The following is a 15510-nucleotide window of genomic DNA, read 5'->3' as shown; positions in this document are numbered from 1 at the left end:
CCCTTCTCTATTTCTTCATTGCTTCATCAACAGCATTGCGAACAAACTCAACCTTCGGTCCATAAACAACGTGGACATGGTTTGCCGATGGAAAGAAGAATGCGGTACATCCTGATTCCAACATTAAATCTTTATTGATTTTATTGACTTCTGCGACATCGATACGCATACGGGTAATACAGTTATCTACGTTACGAATATTTTGTTTACCGCCTAAAGCTTCAACCAGAATTTCCGCAATTTCCCCATAACGCTTTTCTTTAATTAATGTATTTTTCAAGTTACTCGATTCTTCACGTCCTGGCGTTTTAATATCAAATTTGATAATCGCCCAGTAGAAGATGAAATAAGTGACAACCGCTAAACAGCTCCCGATGATGACTAAGAATATCCAATTAGTGTGCTCGTACAGCAATCCAAAGATAGTAAAATCGAATACTGTTCCTCGAATATAACCAATAGCGACTCCAGCCAAAGACAGTAATACCGCGCCGATACCTACAATGATGGCGTAAATTAAATACAGTAAAGGTGCAATAAATACGAAAGTAAATTCGAGTGGTTCAGTCACGTTTCCGAGCATCGCAGTTAATACCATCGTAACTAACATGGATTTCACTTCTGCACGGTTTTCTTTTTTCGATGTTTTATAAATCGCTAATGCGATCGCTGGGAACAAGAACAAGGTCACTAACATTTGCTGCTGTGCCATAAAGCGAGTCAAGCTTGGCATCATAGCCCAATATTCACTGTCAGGGCCTTGTTTAAATAAGACTTCTGTTAATGCAGGAACAACACCGACAAAGGTTTGTCCATCAATAACATACGTACCACCCGCTTCTGTAAATCTAAATAATACGTTCCAAACGTGGTGTAAACCAAAAGGAATAAATAAACGCTCACCACCCGCAGTAAAGAACGGACCTACTGGGCTTAAAAAGACGGCTGATAGTTTCATTAATCCCATAACTAACACTTCCCAGATGAAAGGAAGTGTCGCACCAACTATGATCATCAAGCCAATCATAATGATGGAAACAGATTTCTTACCTGAGAAAAATGCAAATGCGGTTGGTAGTTCAAGGTTATAGTATTTTTCGGTTGCCCATGATGCAATTAACCCTGTAATGATCCCCCCCGCAGCACTGATATTTAAGGTTTGTATGCCAAGTACTTTTATCTGCCCCACTTGACTCATGATTGCTGCATCAGCAAGTTTACCTGTTAGAACTAACCAGATATTCATGGTAATCAACAAGGTCAAGTAACCGACTACGGAGGCAAAAACCGCAATCCCCTTATCTCTTTGGTTCATACCATAAGCAACCCCCATGGCGAACAAAAGAGGAATATTATCGAAAATTACCCCTGCAATAGAACGAATACTGATGAGTAATGCGTTAACAGTTTCATTTCCAAGGAATGGAAAACGCGCGATCATATAGGTTTGAACTAACGCGCCACTGATGCCCAATATCATACCAATAGGTGCTAAAACACCGATCGGAAGGAGTAATGTTCTCCCAAAGCGTTGAACAGATTCACCAAACTTTCTTCTGGCCATACTTTTTCCTTATGACTTCTATTATTAGAATTAAAGGCATACTAGCTCGGGGGTTTTATAAAAGAAATGATGTCTCGGTTTTAAAGATTATCTTAGGTCATAATTTATGACCTAGGTCATTTTGAAACGACACTTTTTAAAAGCGTGTTAAGTGAAAATTAAAACTAAGTGGAGCAGTAACTAAAGTAAGCTTTCTAGTTCATTAATCAGTAAATCGACGAGAATAAAAAAACCAATTCTCGATTTTGTGTCATCGCGCTTAGTGTCATAACTATCAGCAAAGCAGAAAAGCGAGTTATCAGTATAGGTGGTTAACTCATTCGTATTAAATGCAGTCATACTAATGATATTCGCCCCTTTTAACTGAACAATTTTAGCCGTTTCAATAATTTTTTTAGTCCCACCAGATAAAGAAATAAATATCACGGTATCATCTTTGCTGACTAACCGAGTGAAGGAATCAGAAAGATTGTAGTCATTGATAAAAAAGCAGTGTAAACCGAGTGCAAAAAGTAAATGCTCAAGGTAGTAGCCAACCGCTTTGCTTGTCCCTCTTGCAACAATAAAAATATTTCTAGAGCCATGCAGAATCTTAGCGCAATCCTTAATTTGTTCTTCATTTATTAAGGTAAAGCTCTTATTAATATTCTTTTCTAACTGTTTTTTATACGATGATATATTTACTTTTTCTATTTTATTTTGCTCTAAAATAGAGTTGTTAATTTGAAACTTAAGCTCTTTGAACCCACTAAACCCTAATTTTTGGGATAAATTAATAATTACCGTTTTTGATACAAAGGTTTTAGCAACTAATTCATTGATATTTAAATAAGGGATATCCGCTATATTATCTGTAAGATATTTTAATACTTTCTTTTCGCTAATGGTTAAATTATCGTAATTTTTCAAAAAATCTAGCATACCCCCTCCTATCAATGTGATGAGTTAACCCATCATATTATTGACCCAAAAATAACTTTAGTCAGTCACATTAAATCAATGTAGGTGCTCAATCCGCCGATTATACGATAGATCATAGTGCGATGGGGGAGTTAAAGAGAGTTTTTTGTGAGTTAGCCCGACAATTTAATGAAAGCAAAAAAATTACCTATCTTTTGCTTAGTATCGATGAATGAACATAAGCAAAAAATAGGTAAAAAATAAATAATAATGTGTCTTTTTAGCCCGTCTGACTACTGGCATTCCGCCGTTAAAGTTCTTACTGGCGAATCTGCAGTAACTGCAATCGTGTCTAATGCAGAATAGTTAATGGTACACTGACCCGATTGACCACCCCATTTAACGTTAATACGACCAGTGTTTGGTAACCCACTCATGTAAAGTTGGCCATTTGAACCCACAATTCCGGTATTGATATCGTTTTCATCGTCTTCTGATACTAACGTCGCGATCGCCCCAAAAGGTGGGATTTTCCCCGTGGCTTTCAGATTAATAATCGCTTGATAACCAATTTTGGTTTTAAACTTACGCTTAATAACCGCCCCTTCCGTTGGATATACCATCATCGAGGTGTCTTTAAAGGTCGTATCATCCGGTAATGTGTTCACATTAACCGCAATTTGGTTAGCCGTGTTACTGGATAACTGAGGAATAATGGCATTCCCAAAGCGGTCAAATTGCGCGCCAGAGGATAATGACGCCCCTTTTGCCCCCTCTGCGGTGATAATCGCAATCGTATCCCCCACGTTTGGCGACAATGTGATCCCATCTGAATGCGCAACTACACCGCCACTTAGGGTACCGTTCATTGAGCGGCTCATATCTGAATAGCTGTAACCGGCTGATAATGTTGCGTTGTTCGCGGAGTAAGTCCCATTCAGGCTTCCCCCGTAGTTGTTATTGTAACTGTCATAGTTCTGGTAGATACCATAACTAAAGCGACTCTTCATCGCGCTACCAGTTAACCCTGCTTGATGACGAGTTTCACCGTGCTGATCTACACTGACCCCATAACGCGCGCTCATGGTTTGTGCCATTTCACTGTTCGTCAATAAGCTGAGCGGCACAGACACATCAAAGGAAACCACGCGGTTCTCAGGCCAAGTATTGTTATAGCTCTTCACGCGGTCAACCATATAACTGAGACTATAAGAAACCCCTTTATAGTTATTGTTATAAGACACCCCAACCGAGGTATTTGAGTTTTGGCCGCCCCAATAAGTATTTTTTGACGCTCTTAAAGAAAGGGAACCATAAGAGTCAAAAGATTGGTTAATTGAGGTTTGGAAACTATAACGTTGACGCGCTCCCGTCCAAGGCGCTAAGTCATCTTTAATCGCATAACCGGCATTATTGTAATCTGAGAACGAATAGAAGTTCTCAGAGGTATAACGTAATGCCGTTAAGTCAAATGAGGTCCCCGTTGACAACAAACTTTTTGAGTAACGGATACGATAGGATTGCCCTTTGAGGCTTTTCCCTGAAAACCGAGCATCCGAGTGGGTAATATCGGTAGATAACGCCCCTAATACACCCAACGATAAGCCGACCCCACCCACAAAGGAGTTATACCCATTAGAAACTAACACCCCACCATAAGTGGTAATGTTATGTGGTAGCCCGATGCTGAAGGAACCAAGCGTAAAGTTTTTCCGCTCAGAGTCCACGGCAATTCCGCCATTGTAACGACCCGCGGAAATTTCATAATTATAAGCGCCTTGGCGCTCCATCATTGGCAGCGAGGAATAAGCCTGAGTGAAAACGGTTTGTTTGCCATTTTCTTCTTCAACCGTGACTTCCATATCCCCGGCTAAGCCGCTGGCAGGGATGTCACGAATAATAAAACGCCCTGGCGCCACAAAAGTTTGGTAGACCACACTGCCGTTCTGGCGCACAGTGACAGTCGCATTGGTGTTCGCCACCCCTTCCACTATAGGTGCAAACCCTTGCATGCTGCTAGGGTCAAGCTGAGGGTTTGATTTTAGCGTGGCGCCTTTCATAGGAATGGCGTCAAAAATATTCCCACCGGTCGAGATTTCCCCGGCTTTTAGCGTTGATTTAATCGCATTAATGGTGCGATAGATATAAGTATTGGAAAAGTTGGAGTCACTTGTGCTGGAAGACCCACTGCTTTTACTGTAGTTATATAAATAGCTCGTTCTTAGGCGCCATGGCCCCATGTTGATCCCTGCATTGATATTACTAAACAGAGAATCACTGGTACCTGCTTTTTGGTGATATTTGCCCAGTTGGCGGTTATTACTGTAGTTAAAGACATAGTCCATCACTAACGCGGTAACACCATCATCGCGTAATTCAGGCGGTACATAGCCAGCAAAGTTTGGCACCATGGCAATTTGAGGTACGGATAAATTCACCGTCAGCGTTTGTACATCAAAGGTGATGGCAGCATCGGCAATGTAACTGGATAAGTTTTCAATCTTCGTGTCTTCACTCAAATCTCTTAACTTGGGCAGAGATGCCGTATTAACACCCAGTTTTTTCAGTTCGCCGACTGTAAAGACGGGGGCAACATGACCATCTTGCTGTTTTTCAAATGCGAGATTAAATTCCCCTGACGGGATCATGTTAACATTAACGACCACGTCATAGACGCCGGGCGTTAATGTATTGTTATCTGCAAAGTCATTTAAATCGAGTTGAGAAACGTCTATCCCACTGCCGTGCATTAATAGGCCGGGGTCAAAATACGATTCGGCATGCATAAAAGAGGGGGCCATTGCATAGCAACAAATAAAGACCTCTAATGCAATTAATTTTATTTTCATCCCTTTCACTGCATCACCTTTCGTTATTTATTCTTGTTATTTATGTTTCAATCGATGTTTATTCTATGGATTGAGGAGGTAACTCCATTAAATTTTCATCGGTAAATCGCCATTCGATTTTTCCAGCCTTCGAATTAGGTAATGTAATGTCTTTGGTTGAAAAAGGCGTTAATGTTATTTCCCTACCTTCATTTTTGATACTATTTCCAGCCACTTTTAAATAATCAAATGATAGATAGAACGGGGTTGGATTTTCAATCTGTAATAAATTACCTTTGCGAGTTATCTTAACTTTTTTCGCTAATTCAGCTGTCTTAAGTTCTTCAATCGCTTTAGGGCGATAGATTAATTTAAAATAGAAATTCGGGATAATATTCAATTGGACGCTATTTTCTTTTTTATTTTTCCCTTCATCAGGAATAGCTCTAATCCCAATCCAATACAAACTTTCTCTATCTTTTGGTATATCAGTATTATTAATTTGATTACTAATTCGACGGATATTCCATGAGGTTTGAGTATTAGGGTCCATTTTCTTTAGCGGAGGTAAGATAATAAATGGAACTTGCTCATTTTTATTTTCACTTTTAGGAAGTAAGGTCGCTTCATCAATATTAGCAACCCAAGCTTCCATTAAATAGCTATTGGGGTTTGCATTAGTCATATCAACACTAATACCGCCTGAGTTGCTTTCATTATAAACATAACGCTTTAGTACAAAGTCAAATCCTGTTGAGTTATCCGCCGATGCAATTAGTGGATAAAGTAGAATAATAAACCAAAAGGACCATACGCTATTTTTAATCATGTTGAGTACCCTTTAAGATGAGTGGTTTTGCTTTTGTTTCTCCACCATAATCATTGATTATGCTCCACTCTAACTTTGATATTTTTCTATTTGTATTTAATTCAACTGTTGAGAATGGGGCTACCATTGGTGCTCTATCACTATCATAATCGATGTTATCCATCTTTATATTTACTAAGGTATAGTAATAAGGAGATGGGTTTTTAATTACAATTTTCTTTCCTACCTGAGTTGCTGTTAGTTTATTAATGTAATCATTAACATGACCATTAATTCCATTTGGACGGTAGAACATCTTTATTACAATTTTTGTTGATAAGTTGAATCTTGTGTTCACCTTATCACTATCATCATTATTCCTTTGTTGTGTCTCAGGAATAAAATTAGACATGAGATAAAATAAGGACTCTCTATCATTAGGTAAATCGCCTAATGATTTTGGTATGATTTTCAATGCGTTATTTGAATTTTCTTTTAGTGTTACAATTGGAGGTATGACTGTGAAATTTTCACTAGCCTCACCCTCCTTTTCTAAGGTTGAAAAAATTAAGCTTTGTACCAGATATTTTTTTCCACCACTATTATGTGCTGTAATACTTTGACTTTTATCATTCTGAGTAAAGATAACCCTTGAATGGTCGAGTGAAACCGCAGCAAATGAAGCTTGTGATACAAAAACTATGCCTAATAAGGCTTGTATTATCTTTTTCATTTAAACTTCCGCTATATTATTAATCGGCATAATAGCCAATAGTTAATGTTGCAGAGAAATCACCATCGCTAGGGTTACAATTGCTTTCAGCGCAACGTAATTTGGCTGTCACCATTTTTGTTTCACTGACACTTTGAATATTATCCCAAATTATTGAGGCTGCATCTGGCTTTAATAATGAGCTCTGATTAACATCAATAACCCGATTTCCTTCTAATAACTGAACACCAATGACACCATTTGGGTCATCATTGAAGAAGTTTTTGCTGCCATTTAATGTATTACCTGATGCTAAATAAACCGCCGCCGTTTTTTGATCCGTCGTAGTACAATTTCTTAAACCAATCGAGAAATTCTTTGCCACTGTATCCTTTTTAATTTCACTGACGGTTGTGACACCAGATGCATTACCAAATATAATTTCATTTGGGACATCGATTTCACAGGTCTTAGCTAAAAATAAAACAGAAAATTGGTATTCTACTTTGTAATCATCTGCCGCCATCACGGGGTAATGCATGAGGAGCATTAAAAAAGTCAGTAACCCCTGTTTTATTTTTTTCATGGCTCTTAATCCTGATAATATTCAAAAGTAACCGCAGCATTAGCATCGCCTGGCTTAACGTTATTCTCTCGTTTGACAAGGCTAACTTGGTAATTCACAACAATTGAATCGCTGGTTGTGGAAGGAAATGTGGAAATCCCTTCATCTTTCACCGCCTGACAATTTTGGTTGTTATTGTCGCAGGATTCAAGTAAAAAACCCGTTTTAGTTGTATCTGCTAATCCAAAAAAAATACCATTATTAAATGTTGTTGATGCGGCCGATTTAGATTTTATTTTAATTTTCTTTTCAGTACCTGCCGGGAAATTCTGACAAGTAATGGTATAAGAAAAACTTTCAGTTTTTATCGGTTGATTAATTGGGCTTTCGTCAACATCAGATGCTGTTAGCATTCCACTTTTATTAAAATCAATATATTTATCTAACTCACTGTTATCATCAAACTCACAAGTTCCTTTTATGATTTTGGTTTTGAACTGTATTTGCCCATTCTGAGCAATAATTGAGCCTGAGAATACAATGACACTTAGCGCTAATATCCCTTTACTCAACAGTCCCATGATATTCATTGTATCCTCCAAGGTCGTTGATAACAGCCCACTTAACAGCACCCACTTTTGATTGAGAAACAAAGTTCATTTCAGCAAATGGGGCAATAACATTATTTTGTTTATTAAGCTTAATCGCTTTGTTATTAACAGATAAACCAGCCAAATTGATATAGTAAGGCGAGTTATTGACTACCTTAACGCCATTGGAGGTACTTTTAGTTTTGATGCCTTTAAATGCTTCTTCTTGCTGCATCGGCAGATTAGCCGGTCGATAGAAAATTTTAATAACACTTTCTAACCCGACTTTTACCCCATCCGCTTTATCGGATTCAGGGACATTTCTTGAGTGAAAGTAATACATACTTTCACGATCTTTTGGAAACTTGTGTGTGAGCGCTTTTATTTTAATAATATTACGTTGTTTTGGCGCTAATTTAAAAATAGAAGGTGTAATGACAAAGTAACCTTCAGAAGGTGTTTTGCTGTCTAATTTTTGTGTAATAAAACTGGCGACTAAATACGATTTACTGTCTTCATTTCGTGCAGTAATTGCAGCAGAGTTTGTTGCTTCATCAATAACAATACGCGTTTGACTTAAACCGACACCCGCTTGAGAAGAAAACGAAAAAGCAAATAAGATAAAAAGTAAGGATTTTAATTTTAGCATTCTTTTTTCTCTTATAATTTGCAGGCAGCAATAAATCACTGCCTGCTTTACTAGCTAAATTAACGCACGACGGTGATTAGTCGTATGCTACGCTGAATGTTACTGGCACATTTAAGTTTTGTGCGACAGCATCAGAAGCCGTTGCGTACAGACCAGCAACAACTGGGATGATGTAGTCATTTTTACCGGTTACTTTCAGGTCAGTAATTTCGGTTGCAATGTTAGGTTTAACTTCAGTTTTTGCTTTACCAGCAGCTAATTTAACACCGATTTGTGATGCTTGAGCGTCAGCAAACATATCTGAGTGACCAGTTAATGCTTCACCAGTTGCTAAGATAGAAACAGTCGTTGCATCAGCAGCTTGGTTTGTAGAATCGTCATAAACTTTAGTACAGTTATTTAAAACTAAGTTAAAGTTTGCTTCAGATAATGCTTTAGTAGTGTCTAGGTTTTCAGTTGAGTGTGTACCTAAGCTAACTAAATCTTTAGAAGCGCTGATATCACAAGTTGCAGCAACTAAACGTGCATTAAAGTTAACAGTTGCATCTTGTGCAGCAAAAGCTTGAGAAGAAAGAGTAGCAACCGCGAATGCACCAACTAAAGCAAGTTTATTCAATTTCATAATAATCATTCCTAAGTATGTGAGAACGCCTTAATTTAAAGATTAAATTAATGGGTATATAAATTTTAGAATTACAGATTAAGTTTTTATTTTATTAATGTAGATTTAATATGATTTATCTCATTATTAAACCCAAACAAATAAATATATTTATTCGGCCATTTAATAAAAATTAAACTAGCTTATAAGTAAAAACTTAACTTTAAAATATCTTCATGTCTATTTAATTAACTCTTGTCTACCAGAGTTCGTGGATAATATTAATTCTACTCATATAGGTTGTCAAACCGGTGGGAAATCCATTTTTATGGTTTTTAAATAGTTTTCAAATTGTTATTTTCAATTGATATCAATAGGTTATGTTTTTTATATGTAGCTTAACTAATATTTCGAGTGGCATTTCAGTGTTATATGCCAAGAGTGCGTTCATTGTTGAGTTTATTCAGACATAAATGCTAAAATTAATATTTGTACATAATTTGTCGCTAAAAATAACACATGAGATGCGTATGCAGGCTAAATGTTACGAATAACTACGAGGTGTGATAAAAATACCTTTTATTGATTTTCTATTAACACTTAAATTAATCTTGATCATTTTTAATACTCATCCATCCGCTTGTTATTAAATCAAGCATCATTTAATAACTTAAGAATACTCTGATGCATTTAAGATTCAACGTATAAATTCTTTATTCTGTCATTCAATCTAAAGATATTCATACTAGATAAGCACTCTGATAGCTTTGCCACCTATTTTATCGGTGATCCAAACAAGCCTACTCCTTAAGAACCCACCTGCTTAACTGGCTTCTCAGGTTGATAAATTTTTTAGCGCTCTTCGAACTTTCGGCCAATACCCTCCGACGTACTAAATAAAGACAATTTTAGCTATTTAACTAAAAGAAGGGAGAGGTGAGATATGACATACTATATAGAAGGTGGAAGGTCAGTTGATAATGCTTAAACAAAAGAGCCGTAATTCACGGCTCTTTGATGATAAAATCAATTTTTAAATATAGAGTTAACCGAACAATTAAAACTTGAGTAGTTTTACTGCGTCATCAATGTCAATTTCATCTTCAGAGAAAGTTAACGTCGTACCATGTAACGTATGAATATCCAATTTTTTTAGTGAACGCATTTCACCCGGCTGAGTAGCAGATTTTGGCTTGATACTATTCATCAATGCACCGACAGATAACACAGTATTTTCTTTATCAATACGGGTATCCGCAGGAACTTCCTCGCTATAAACTCGATAAGACTTGATGGAGGTTATTTTAATGCGCTCACCCGCAATATATACATATTTGCTCTCAGGTATAACTTTTACCGAATAAGCAGATAACCCTTTTGTATTCGTGGTAGGTTCAAAAGTCACTAAAGCATCTTTCTTAATTAAGTCAGGATTGGCAACTTTAACCACATGAAAATAACGGTTATCGCCATTTTCATCTTTGATAAATCCAAAACCTTTATCTTCAAACCATGTTGTGATTGTTCCATTCATTGCCATTACCACCTAGTTAATCATTTATTGACTCAGTTTTTACAATGCGCAGTATAGAGCACAATACATGTGTAAACTACGGCTTTGCTTTTAGTCTGAGTGATAAATTTACGTGATGCAAGTGGCAAGCATTCGCCTGCCGACTAAAAATTGGTTATTATCAACCGCTATTTTTTGTTGGAAAGGCTAATGACTGAAATCATCGATACCTTTATTGCGCCGCCCTGTCACGATAAGATAGAAATTGTCTATCAGGATGAGTACCTTGTTCTTATTAATAAACCAAGTGGTTTGCTAAGCCTTTCAGGAAAAAACCCACAAAACTTAGATTCTGTGCACTACCGCTTAGCGCAAATATTTCCAAATTGCACCTTAGTGCACCGCCTCGATTTTGGCACCTCGGGGTTAATGGTTGTAGCGCGAAATAAACAGATAAACGCGGCACTTAACCAGCAATTTAGCCAAAGATCCGTGACGAAAAAATACCATGCACTCCTTTGTGAGCACTTAAATAATAACCATGGAGTAATAGACGCCGCAATCGCCAAAAAGCCTGAGCTTTTCCCTCGAATGTCCATTTGTGAACACCAAGGCAAGCCCGCGCGGTCGGCTTATCAAGTTATCGAACGCTTGACTCACACACTCGACAATGGAGCAACATTGCCATTAACTCGAGTACTATTAACCCCCGAAACGGGCCGAACCCATCAACTCCGTATTCACTGCCAACTATTAGGCCACCCTATTTTAGGGTGTGACTTATATGGTGGCTGCCTACTTGCCAATACAGAACATGCTCTGCGCTTAATGTTGCATGCGAGTGAACTGCATTTTATCCACCCAATTAGCAAGGAACGGGTCAAAGCATACAGCACGAGCCCCTTTTAAAAAGCAGTTAAATCATACTAATGTGGCAACTTAAAACATGGAAAAGTATTACCACATCAAATCATCGGGCACCTTAAAGTCAGCATATGGGTCGTCTTCATCTTGCTGCTCTTGGCTTAATGCATTGTTTAATACAATGCAATCTGCCTCTCTTTGTATGATTTTATCGGCTACACTCGCAGGAATAATGGCATATTCACATACATCCGTGTTATCAATTAGTAAGCGTGCAATTGCGAGACGACCATTAATCAGCTGAGTTTGAGTGGTTTTATCTACAACGATTTGTTTTATTACATTATTATCTGTGAAATTAAAGTTAATATCGCCCTTTGCAATATTAATCCTATTCATTTCAATCAATTGTTTCACTTGCGCCTTATATTCTTTTGCTAACAACGCTTGTTTCTGTTGCTCATTTAGCTGTTTATCACGCTCTAGTTGTGCCTTTTTATTTTCCTCAACAGCCTCTCTGGCTTCGCGAGCTTGGACCCGTGACTTTTTTGTTGTTCTTTGGACTTTGGCCATTTTCTTGCTTGTCACCAATCCCGCTTTTAACATTTGCTCTTGTAAGGTAAGTTTTGCCATCTTTGCCTCTAAATCTATCAGATAATTATGTGATTATACCTGTAGCTGCTGAGACCTGATAGGTTTTGAGCTTCATTGGTGGAGAAATTATGTGATGATATTTAAGAAAATATAATAACGATGACAATTCAAAATTTGGTGTATTTAACTTATTTTGTCTAATCCAAAATGTGTCTATAAAAAATTATTTTCTTATACACACAATTTACTCAGTAACCATAGGGAGTTGACGAGAAAAGTTAGAGGCTTTCATCAACATAAAAACCTCTCTACTTTAATTGCTACGGAGTGGACATAATAATGGTCGCTGCTGAACTAAACTGGCCTTCTATCAATTCATTTGGAGATAAATTAGGTTTTTTAACTAGCGTAAACATTAATGTATCTCTACCATGCCCATTTTCTATTTTTGAATCGAAGTGCCCATTCATAGGGGAAACTCTTTGCCCTTGATGATAAATCTCAACACCCAATCCAGGCATAATAGGACCTTGGCTACCAATATCTCCAGTTCTAACAAGTAAAGCATCAGATGAAAAAGTCGACGTTTCTCCGCTAATAATCATCTTTATTGGCGCTGTCAGATTATTATCTTCGCAACTATAAGTGATTTCTGCGTTACGTTGAAAACGGCTTGCACTCCCCACCGTTGAAATACCCGATGCATTTACTGTTTCAAAATCAACAATGATGATTTGGTTATCATTAATATCACATGTACCTGTTCCAACAACCACGTCGTTACCTGCATAAAAATTCCATTTAAAATAAGCGTGGTCAATATGCTGATTACTATTTACAAATGTCGCATATTTATGGAGATCTAATGTCATCAGCAAATCGCCTTTTCTAACCAATACTGATGGCGTTGGTTTAACATTTACCTGTAAATATAATTTAATTTGTAAAGGTTCACTTGCTGTAGTTAAACGAAATACTTGAATTTCTTTACCGCTAAATGGTGCTAAATAATAAGCACCGCGCACGACGACACCCGCTTTTAATTCAGGGTTATTCTTAAATACAGGGCCAAGGTCAGCACCAGTCACATTTAAATAATCGACATAAGCATTGGGGGCTTCATTACGGCAGGTCATAAAATCACTCACATCCGCGAATTCATTTATACGATTAGGTACAGCAAAAATATCATTATCGAGAGGAACATCATAAATGCTTTGCGTTCCCCCACCAACTTCTTGTCCCCCATTAGTTTTACACTGGAATGCAAAAATGGCCGGAGAAAATAATAAGGTTGCGAGAAGTAATATTAATATCTTCATTGTTACTGATACCTTAATCATAAATTAAACTAAAAACAGCGGTTGCAGTAAAATGGCCAAACGCAATACTTTTATTTTTTATTGCGTCGGGTTCCCCTTGTACATTTGCATTAAAACTTAAAATATTCGTACCATTCTCTAGATTGTATGCAGATGTCGAACTATTAATGGGGATTTTTTTACCACTATATTCTAAGATTTCAATTCCGATCCCCGAAGCCATGCTGCCAGAATCTAATGCAAGAAGGCCAGGTAAATGAGTATTTTCGCTTCCTGTAAATTTAACGGTCACTGTTTTAAAAATACTATTATCACAATCATCTAAATGAATATTAAAATTTTCAAGTGGCGTTTTTTGGTTAATATAGAGGTACTTATTAACGATAGTACCAAAGTCCACAATGATATTTTCATCACCAGGCCTTACTGTACAAGCTTCAGCGACAAGCTGCCCTCGTATTTTAATTTCACCTATTTGGCCATTTTTGGCATGGCTCGGTAACGAAAAAAATAACAAACTAAATAGCATGGAGAGTATTATTTTTTTAAATTTATAAAAATTGAAATTTAAGTTATTCATATAAATACCTTCAATGCTATATCAGACAATCTATTAAGATTATTCATACGTTATTTGAAAAGAAATAACACTTCGATAAGCCCCTGCTTGTAATTTCTCTGCAATTCTTACGGGTGCTACATAATAAGTTAAAATATTTTGCCCCGTAGAAATAAGCTCAGGTTCACTATACTCACCAAAAGCAATTTCTTTCCCTTTAGGATTAGTTATCTGTAATCCAAGTCCATTCACACCTTCAACTTTCGCTATGTTCGGCCTAAAAGGAACAACTGGCGTGATAAACCTAATTTTCATGCCAGGCTGAGAAATACTCCATGTAACATTACCTGATTTATTGTTTCGCAAAACAGTTGGGGTTTCGATACAATCCAATAATTCGATGTTTATCGGTGTCTTGTGGCCTTGAGCCCCAATTGTTTTTAATGATGCCGTTTCAATGTTACCTAAATCAACAGATTGAAATGCAGAATCCATCGATAAATGGCAGGCGCTTTCCGTTAACGAGCCATAAACGAAAATTTTGCCATTTGCACCTTCAACATCCCAATTTCCTGTCGTGTTATAAAAGGCATTATTTGATGCCGCATATATAACAGATGAATGAAATATGAGAGATAATCCAAAGAGTAGGGAAAAGCTTTTTTGATTAATCATCATTTTCCTCTCTATTTATTTTCAGGAACAACCTGACATGTGTTTGCTTGGCATTTAAATTGAAGTTTTGGTCGGCCGCCATAATCATTTATATAGGTCAATACTGGGTTTGATCCCACAGTAGAACTTGGAACCCCTAATTTTTCTTCACTAAATGGTGCAACCATAACTGCCTTAAAATTCTGATTTACTGGTGAATCTTTACGTTCAGCTGCACCAATAATCGTGATATAAAAGGGAGTTGGATTTTTAATGATATATTGGTCACCTTGCTTAATAAGCTGTGTTTTTTCTTGCCAAGGGTTATTCAGCATTTCTGTTTCACTTAGCATGATACTTTTAGGGCGATAAAATAATTTAATTTTGCTTTGTAACGCCAATTGCAAAACATTCGGCTTATCACTTTTTGGTGGGATCTCCCTTAAATTAAAGTAATAAACACTTTCTCTGTCCTGAGGTAACTGACTAATTTCAGGGAGCGCTTCAATACGGACTTGGCTTGATTTTTCGGGTTCAACTCTTTGCACCGGAGGTAATACTGCAAACGGTGAAGTAATTTTTACCCCTTGAATATTTTCAACCCACCCTTGAGCCAAATAAGGCAGTTGATTATTTTTATTAGTAATAGTAATTGAAACGCTTTTTTGATCGCCATTAAAAATAACTCGGGTTCTATCTAAAGCAATTGCCGAGAATGCGCTTCCGCTAACTAAACAACTTAGTAAAATAGTACTGATATATAAATTAGTTAATTTTTTCATAGCAA

General features: G+C 37.1%; 16 protein-coding genes. 1 reads left to right on the top strand and 15 read right to left on the bottom strand.

Features of this window, described 5'->3' with window-relative positions:
• Window positions 1-7 precede the first annotated feature (7 nt).
• The 10 genes from RB151_RS00845 to RB151_RS00800 form a co-directional block, all read right to left on the bottom strand.
• Complete coding sequence (locus RB151_RS00845; RefSeq protein ID WP_042843314.1) at window positions 8-1564, bottom strand: PTS transporter subunit EIIC; 1557 nt, start codon at window positions 1562-1564, stop codon at window positions 8-10.
• Window positions 1565-1744: 180 nt separating this feature from the next.
• Window positions 1745-2485: a MurR/RpiR family transcriptional regulator gene (locus RB151_RS00840; RefSeq protein ID WP_042843313.1), complete on the bottom strand. Its 741-nt coding sequence runs from the start codon at window positions 2483-2485 to the stop codon at window positions 1745-1747.
• 272 nt (window positions 2486-2757) lie between these two features.
• On the bottom strand, window positions 2758-5313 hold the full coding sequence (locus RB151_RS00835; RefSeq protein ID WP_151457913.1) for a fimbria/pilus outer membrane usher protein: 2556 nt from the start codon (window positions 5311-5313) through the stop codon (window positions 2758-2760).
• A 58-nt stretch (window positions 5314-5371) separates the two neighbouring features.
• Entirely contained in the window at window positions 5372-6121 is a 750-nt protein-coding gene (locus RB151_RS00830) for a fimbrial biogenesis chaperone (protein WP_042848887.1), read from the bottom strand.
• On the bottom strand, window positions 6114-6833 hold the full coding sequence (locus tag RB151_RS00825) for a fimbrial biogenesis chaperone (RefSeq protein WP_042848886.1): 720 nt from the start codon (window positions 6831-6833) through the stop codon (window positions 6114-6116). The genes RB151_RS00830 and RB151_RS00825 overlap by 8 nt, the downstream gene beginning before the upstream one ends.
• A gap of 19 nt (window positions 6834-6852) precedes the next feature.
• On the bottom strand, window positions 6853-7398 hold the full coding sequence (locus RB151_RS00820; protein ID WP_042848885.1) for a fimbrial protein: 546 nt from the start codon (window positions 7396-7398) through the stop codon (window positions 6853-6855).
• A 5-nt stretch (window positions 7399-7403) separates the two neighbouring features.
• Window positions 7404-7967, bottom strand: a complete 564-nt coding sequence (locus RB151_RS00815) for a hypothetical protein (RefSeq protein ID WP_042848884.1) — start codon at window positions 7965-7967, stop codon at window positions 7404-7406.
• Window positions 7942-8616 carry a fimbrial biogenesis chaperone gene (locus RB151_RS00810; protein ID WP_048609192.1) on the bottom strand — a complete coding sequence of 225 codons (675 nt, stop codon included), beginning with the start codon at window positions 8614-8616 and terminating at the stop codon, window positions 7942-7944. The genes RB151_RS00815 and RB151_RS00810 overlap by 26 nt, the downstream gene beginning before the upstream one ends.
• Window positions 8617-8692: 76 nt before the next feature.
• Entirely contained in the window at window positions 8693-9238 is a 546-nt protein-coding gene (locus RB151_RS00805) for a fimbrial protein (protein WP_071547576.1), read from the bottom strand.
• 1036 nt (window positions 9239-10274) lie between these two features.
• The gene (locus RB151_RS00800) at window positions 10275-10757 is read right to left on the bottom strand and encodes a cold-shock protein (RefSeq protein WP_042848554.1); all 483 of its coding nucleotides are present in this window, start codon (window positions 10755-10757) and stop codon (window positions 10275-10277) included.
• Between the two features lie 183 nt (window positions 10758-10940).
• Between RB151_RS00800 and RB151_RS00795 the strand changes: the two genes are divergently transcribed.
• On the top strand, window positions 10941-11639 hold the full coding sequence (locus RB151_RS00795; RefSeq protein WP_071547575.1) for an RluA family pseudouridine synthase: 699 nt from the start codon (window positions 10941-10943) through the stop codon (window positions 11637-11639).
• A gap of 48 nt (window positions 11640-11687) precedes the next feature.
• Here the strand turns inward: RB151_RS00795 and RB151_RS00790 are convergent, their stop codons facing one another.
• From RB151_RS00790 to RB151_RS00770, 5 genes are all read right to left on the bottom strand, one after another.
• Window positions 11688-12227 carry a DUF2058 domain-containing protein gene (locus RB151_RS00790; RefSeq protein ID WP_042848556.1) on the bottom strand — a complete coding sequence of 180 codons (540 nt, stop codon included), beginning with the start codon at window positions 12225-12227 and terminating at the stop codon, window positions 11688-11690.
• Between the two features lie 281 nt (window positions 12228-12508).
• The gene (locus RB151_RS00785; protein WP_225833140.1) at window positions 12509-13510 is read right to left on the bottom strand and encodes a fimbrial protein; all 1002 of its coding nucleotides are present in this window, start codon (window positions 13508-13510) and stop codon (window positions 12509-12511) included.
• 13 nt (window positions 13511-13523) lie between these two features.
• A complete protein-coding gene (locus RB151_RS00780; RefSeq protein WP_042848558.1) occupies window positions 13524-14090 on the bottom strand; it encodes a fimbrial protein in 567 nt (188 codons plus the stop codon).
• Window positions 14091-14129: 39 nt separating this feature from the next.
• Complete coding sequence (locus tag RB151_RS00775; protein ID WP_048605542.1) at window positions 14130-14747, bottom strand: fimbrial protein; 618 nt, start codon at window positions 14745-14747, stop codon at window positions 14130-14132.
• Between the two features lie 8 nt (window positions 14748-14755).
• Entirely contained in the window at window positions 14756-15505 is a 750-nt protein-coding gene (locus RB151_RS00770; RefSeq protein WP_048605543.1) for a fimbria/pilus periplasmic chaperone, read from the bottom strand.
• Window positions 15506-15510: the final 5 nt, after the last annotated feature.

This window comes from Providencia rettgeri (genome assembly GCF_001874625.1).
GTDB lineage: Bacteria > Pseudomonadota > Gammaproteobacteria > Enterobacterales > Enterobacteriaceae > Providencia > Providencia huashanensis.
The sequence above is the reverse complement of the archived record's forward strand: the minus strand, read 5'-3'. Positions and strand labels throughout refer to the sequence as shown.

What these genes read in the sequence shown, in the direction of transcription:
- RB151_RS00795 (WP_071547575.1), top strand. Translation starts at nt 10,941, where the DNA reads ATGACTGAAATCATCGATACCTTTATTGCGCCGCCCTGTCACGATAAG.
- RB151_RS00780 (WP_042848558.1), bottom strand. Translation starts at nt 14,090, where the DNA reads ATGAATAACTTAAATTTCAATTTTTATAAATTTAAAAAAATAATACTC.
- RB151_RS00830 (WP_042848887.1), bottom strand. Translation starts at nt 6,121, where the DNA reads ATGATTAAAAATAGCGTATGGTCCTTTTGGTTTATTATTCTACTTTAT.
- RB151_RS00835 (WP_151457913.1), bottom strand. Translation starts at nt 5,313, where the DNA reads ATGAAAATAAAATTAATTGCATTAGAGGTCTTTATTTGTTGCTATGCA.
- RB151_RS00845 (WP_042843314.1), bottom strand. Translation starts at nt 1,564, where the DNA reads ATGGCCAGAAGAAAGTTTGGTGAATCTGTTCAACGCTTTGGGAGAACA.
- RB151_RS00785 (WP_225833140.1), bottom strand. Translation starts at nt 13,510, where the DNA reads ATGAAGATATTAATATTACTTCTCGCAACCTTATTATTTTCTCCGGCC.
- RB151_RS00825 (WP_042848886.1), bottom strand. Translation starts at nt 6,833, where the DNA reads ATGAAAAAGATAATACAAGCCTTATTAGGCATAGTTTTTGTATCACAA.
- RB151_RS00775 (WP_048605542.1), bottom strand. Translation starts at nt 14,747, where the DNA reads ATGATGATTAATCAAAAAAGCTTTTCCCTACTCTTTGGATTATCTCTC.
- RB151_RS00800 (WP_042848554.1), bottom strand. Translation starts at nt 10,757, where the DNA reads ATGGCAATGAATGGAACAATCACAACATGGTTTGAAGATAAAGGTTTT.
- RB151_RS00790 (WP_042848556.1), bottom strand. Translation starts at nt 12,227, where the DNA reads ATGGCAAAACTTACCTTACAAGAGCAAATGTTAAAAGCGGGATTGGTG.
- RB151_RS00805 (WP_071547576.1), bottom strand. Translation starts at nt 9,238, where the DNA reads ATGAAATTGAATAAACTTGCTTTAGTTGGTGCATTCGCGGTTGCTACT.
- RB151_RS00770 (WP_048605543.1), bottom strand. Translation starts at nt 15,505, where the DNA reads ATGAAAAAATTAACTAATTTATATATCAGTACTATTTTACTAAGTTGT.
- RB151_RS00815 (WP_042848884.1), bottom strand. Translation starts at nt 7,967, where the DNA reads ATGAATATCATGGGACTGTTGAGTAAAGGGATATTAGCGCTAAGTGTC.
- RB151_RS00820 (WP_042848885.1), bottom strand. Translation starts at nt 7,398, where the DNA reads ATGAAAAAAATAAAACAGGGGTTACTGACTTTTTTAATGCTCCTCATG.
- RB151_RS00810 (WP_048609192.1), bottom strand. Translation starts at nt 8,616, where the DNA reads ATGCTAAAATTAAAATCCTTACTTTTTATCTTATTTGCTTTTTCGTTT.
- RB151_RS00840 (WP_042843313.1), bottom strand. Translation starts at nt 2,485, where the DNA reads ATGCTAGATTTTTTGAAAAATTACGATAATTTAACCATTAGCGAAAAG.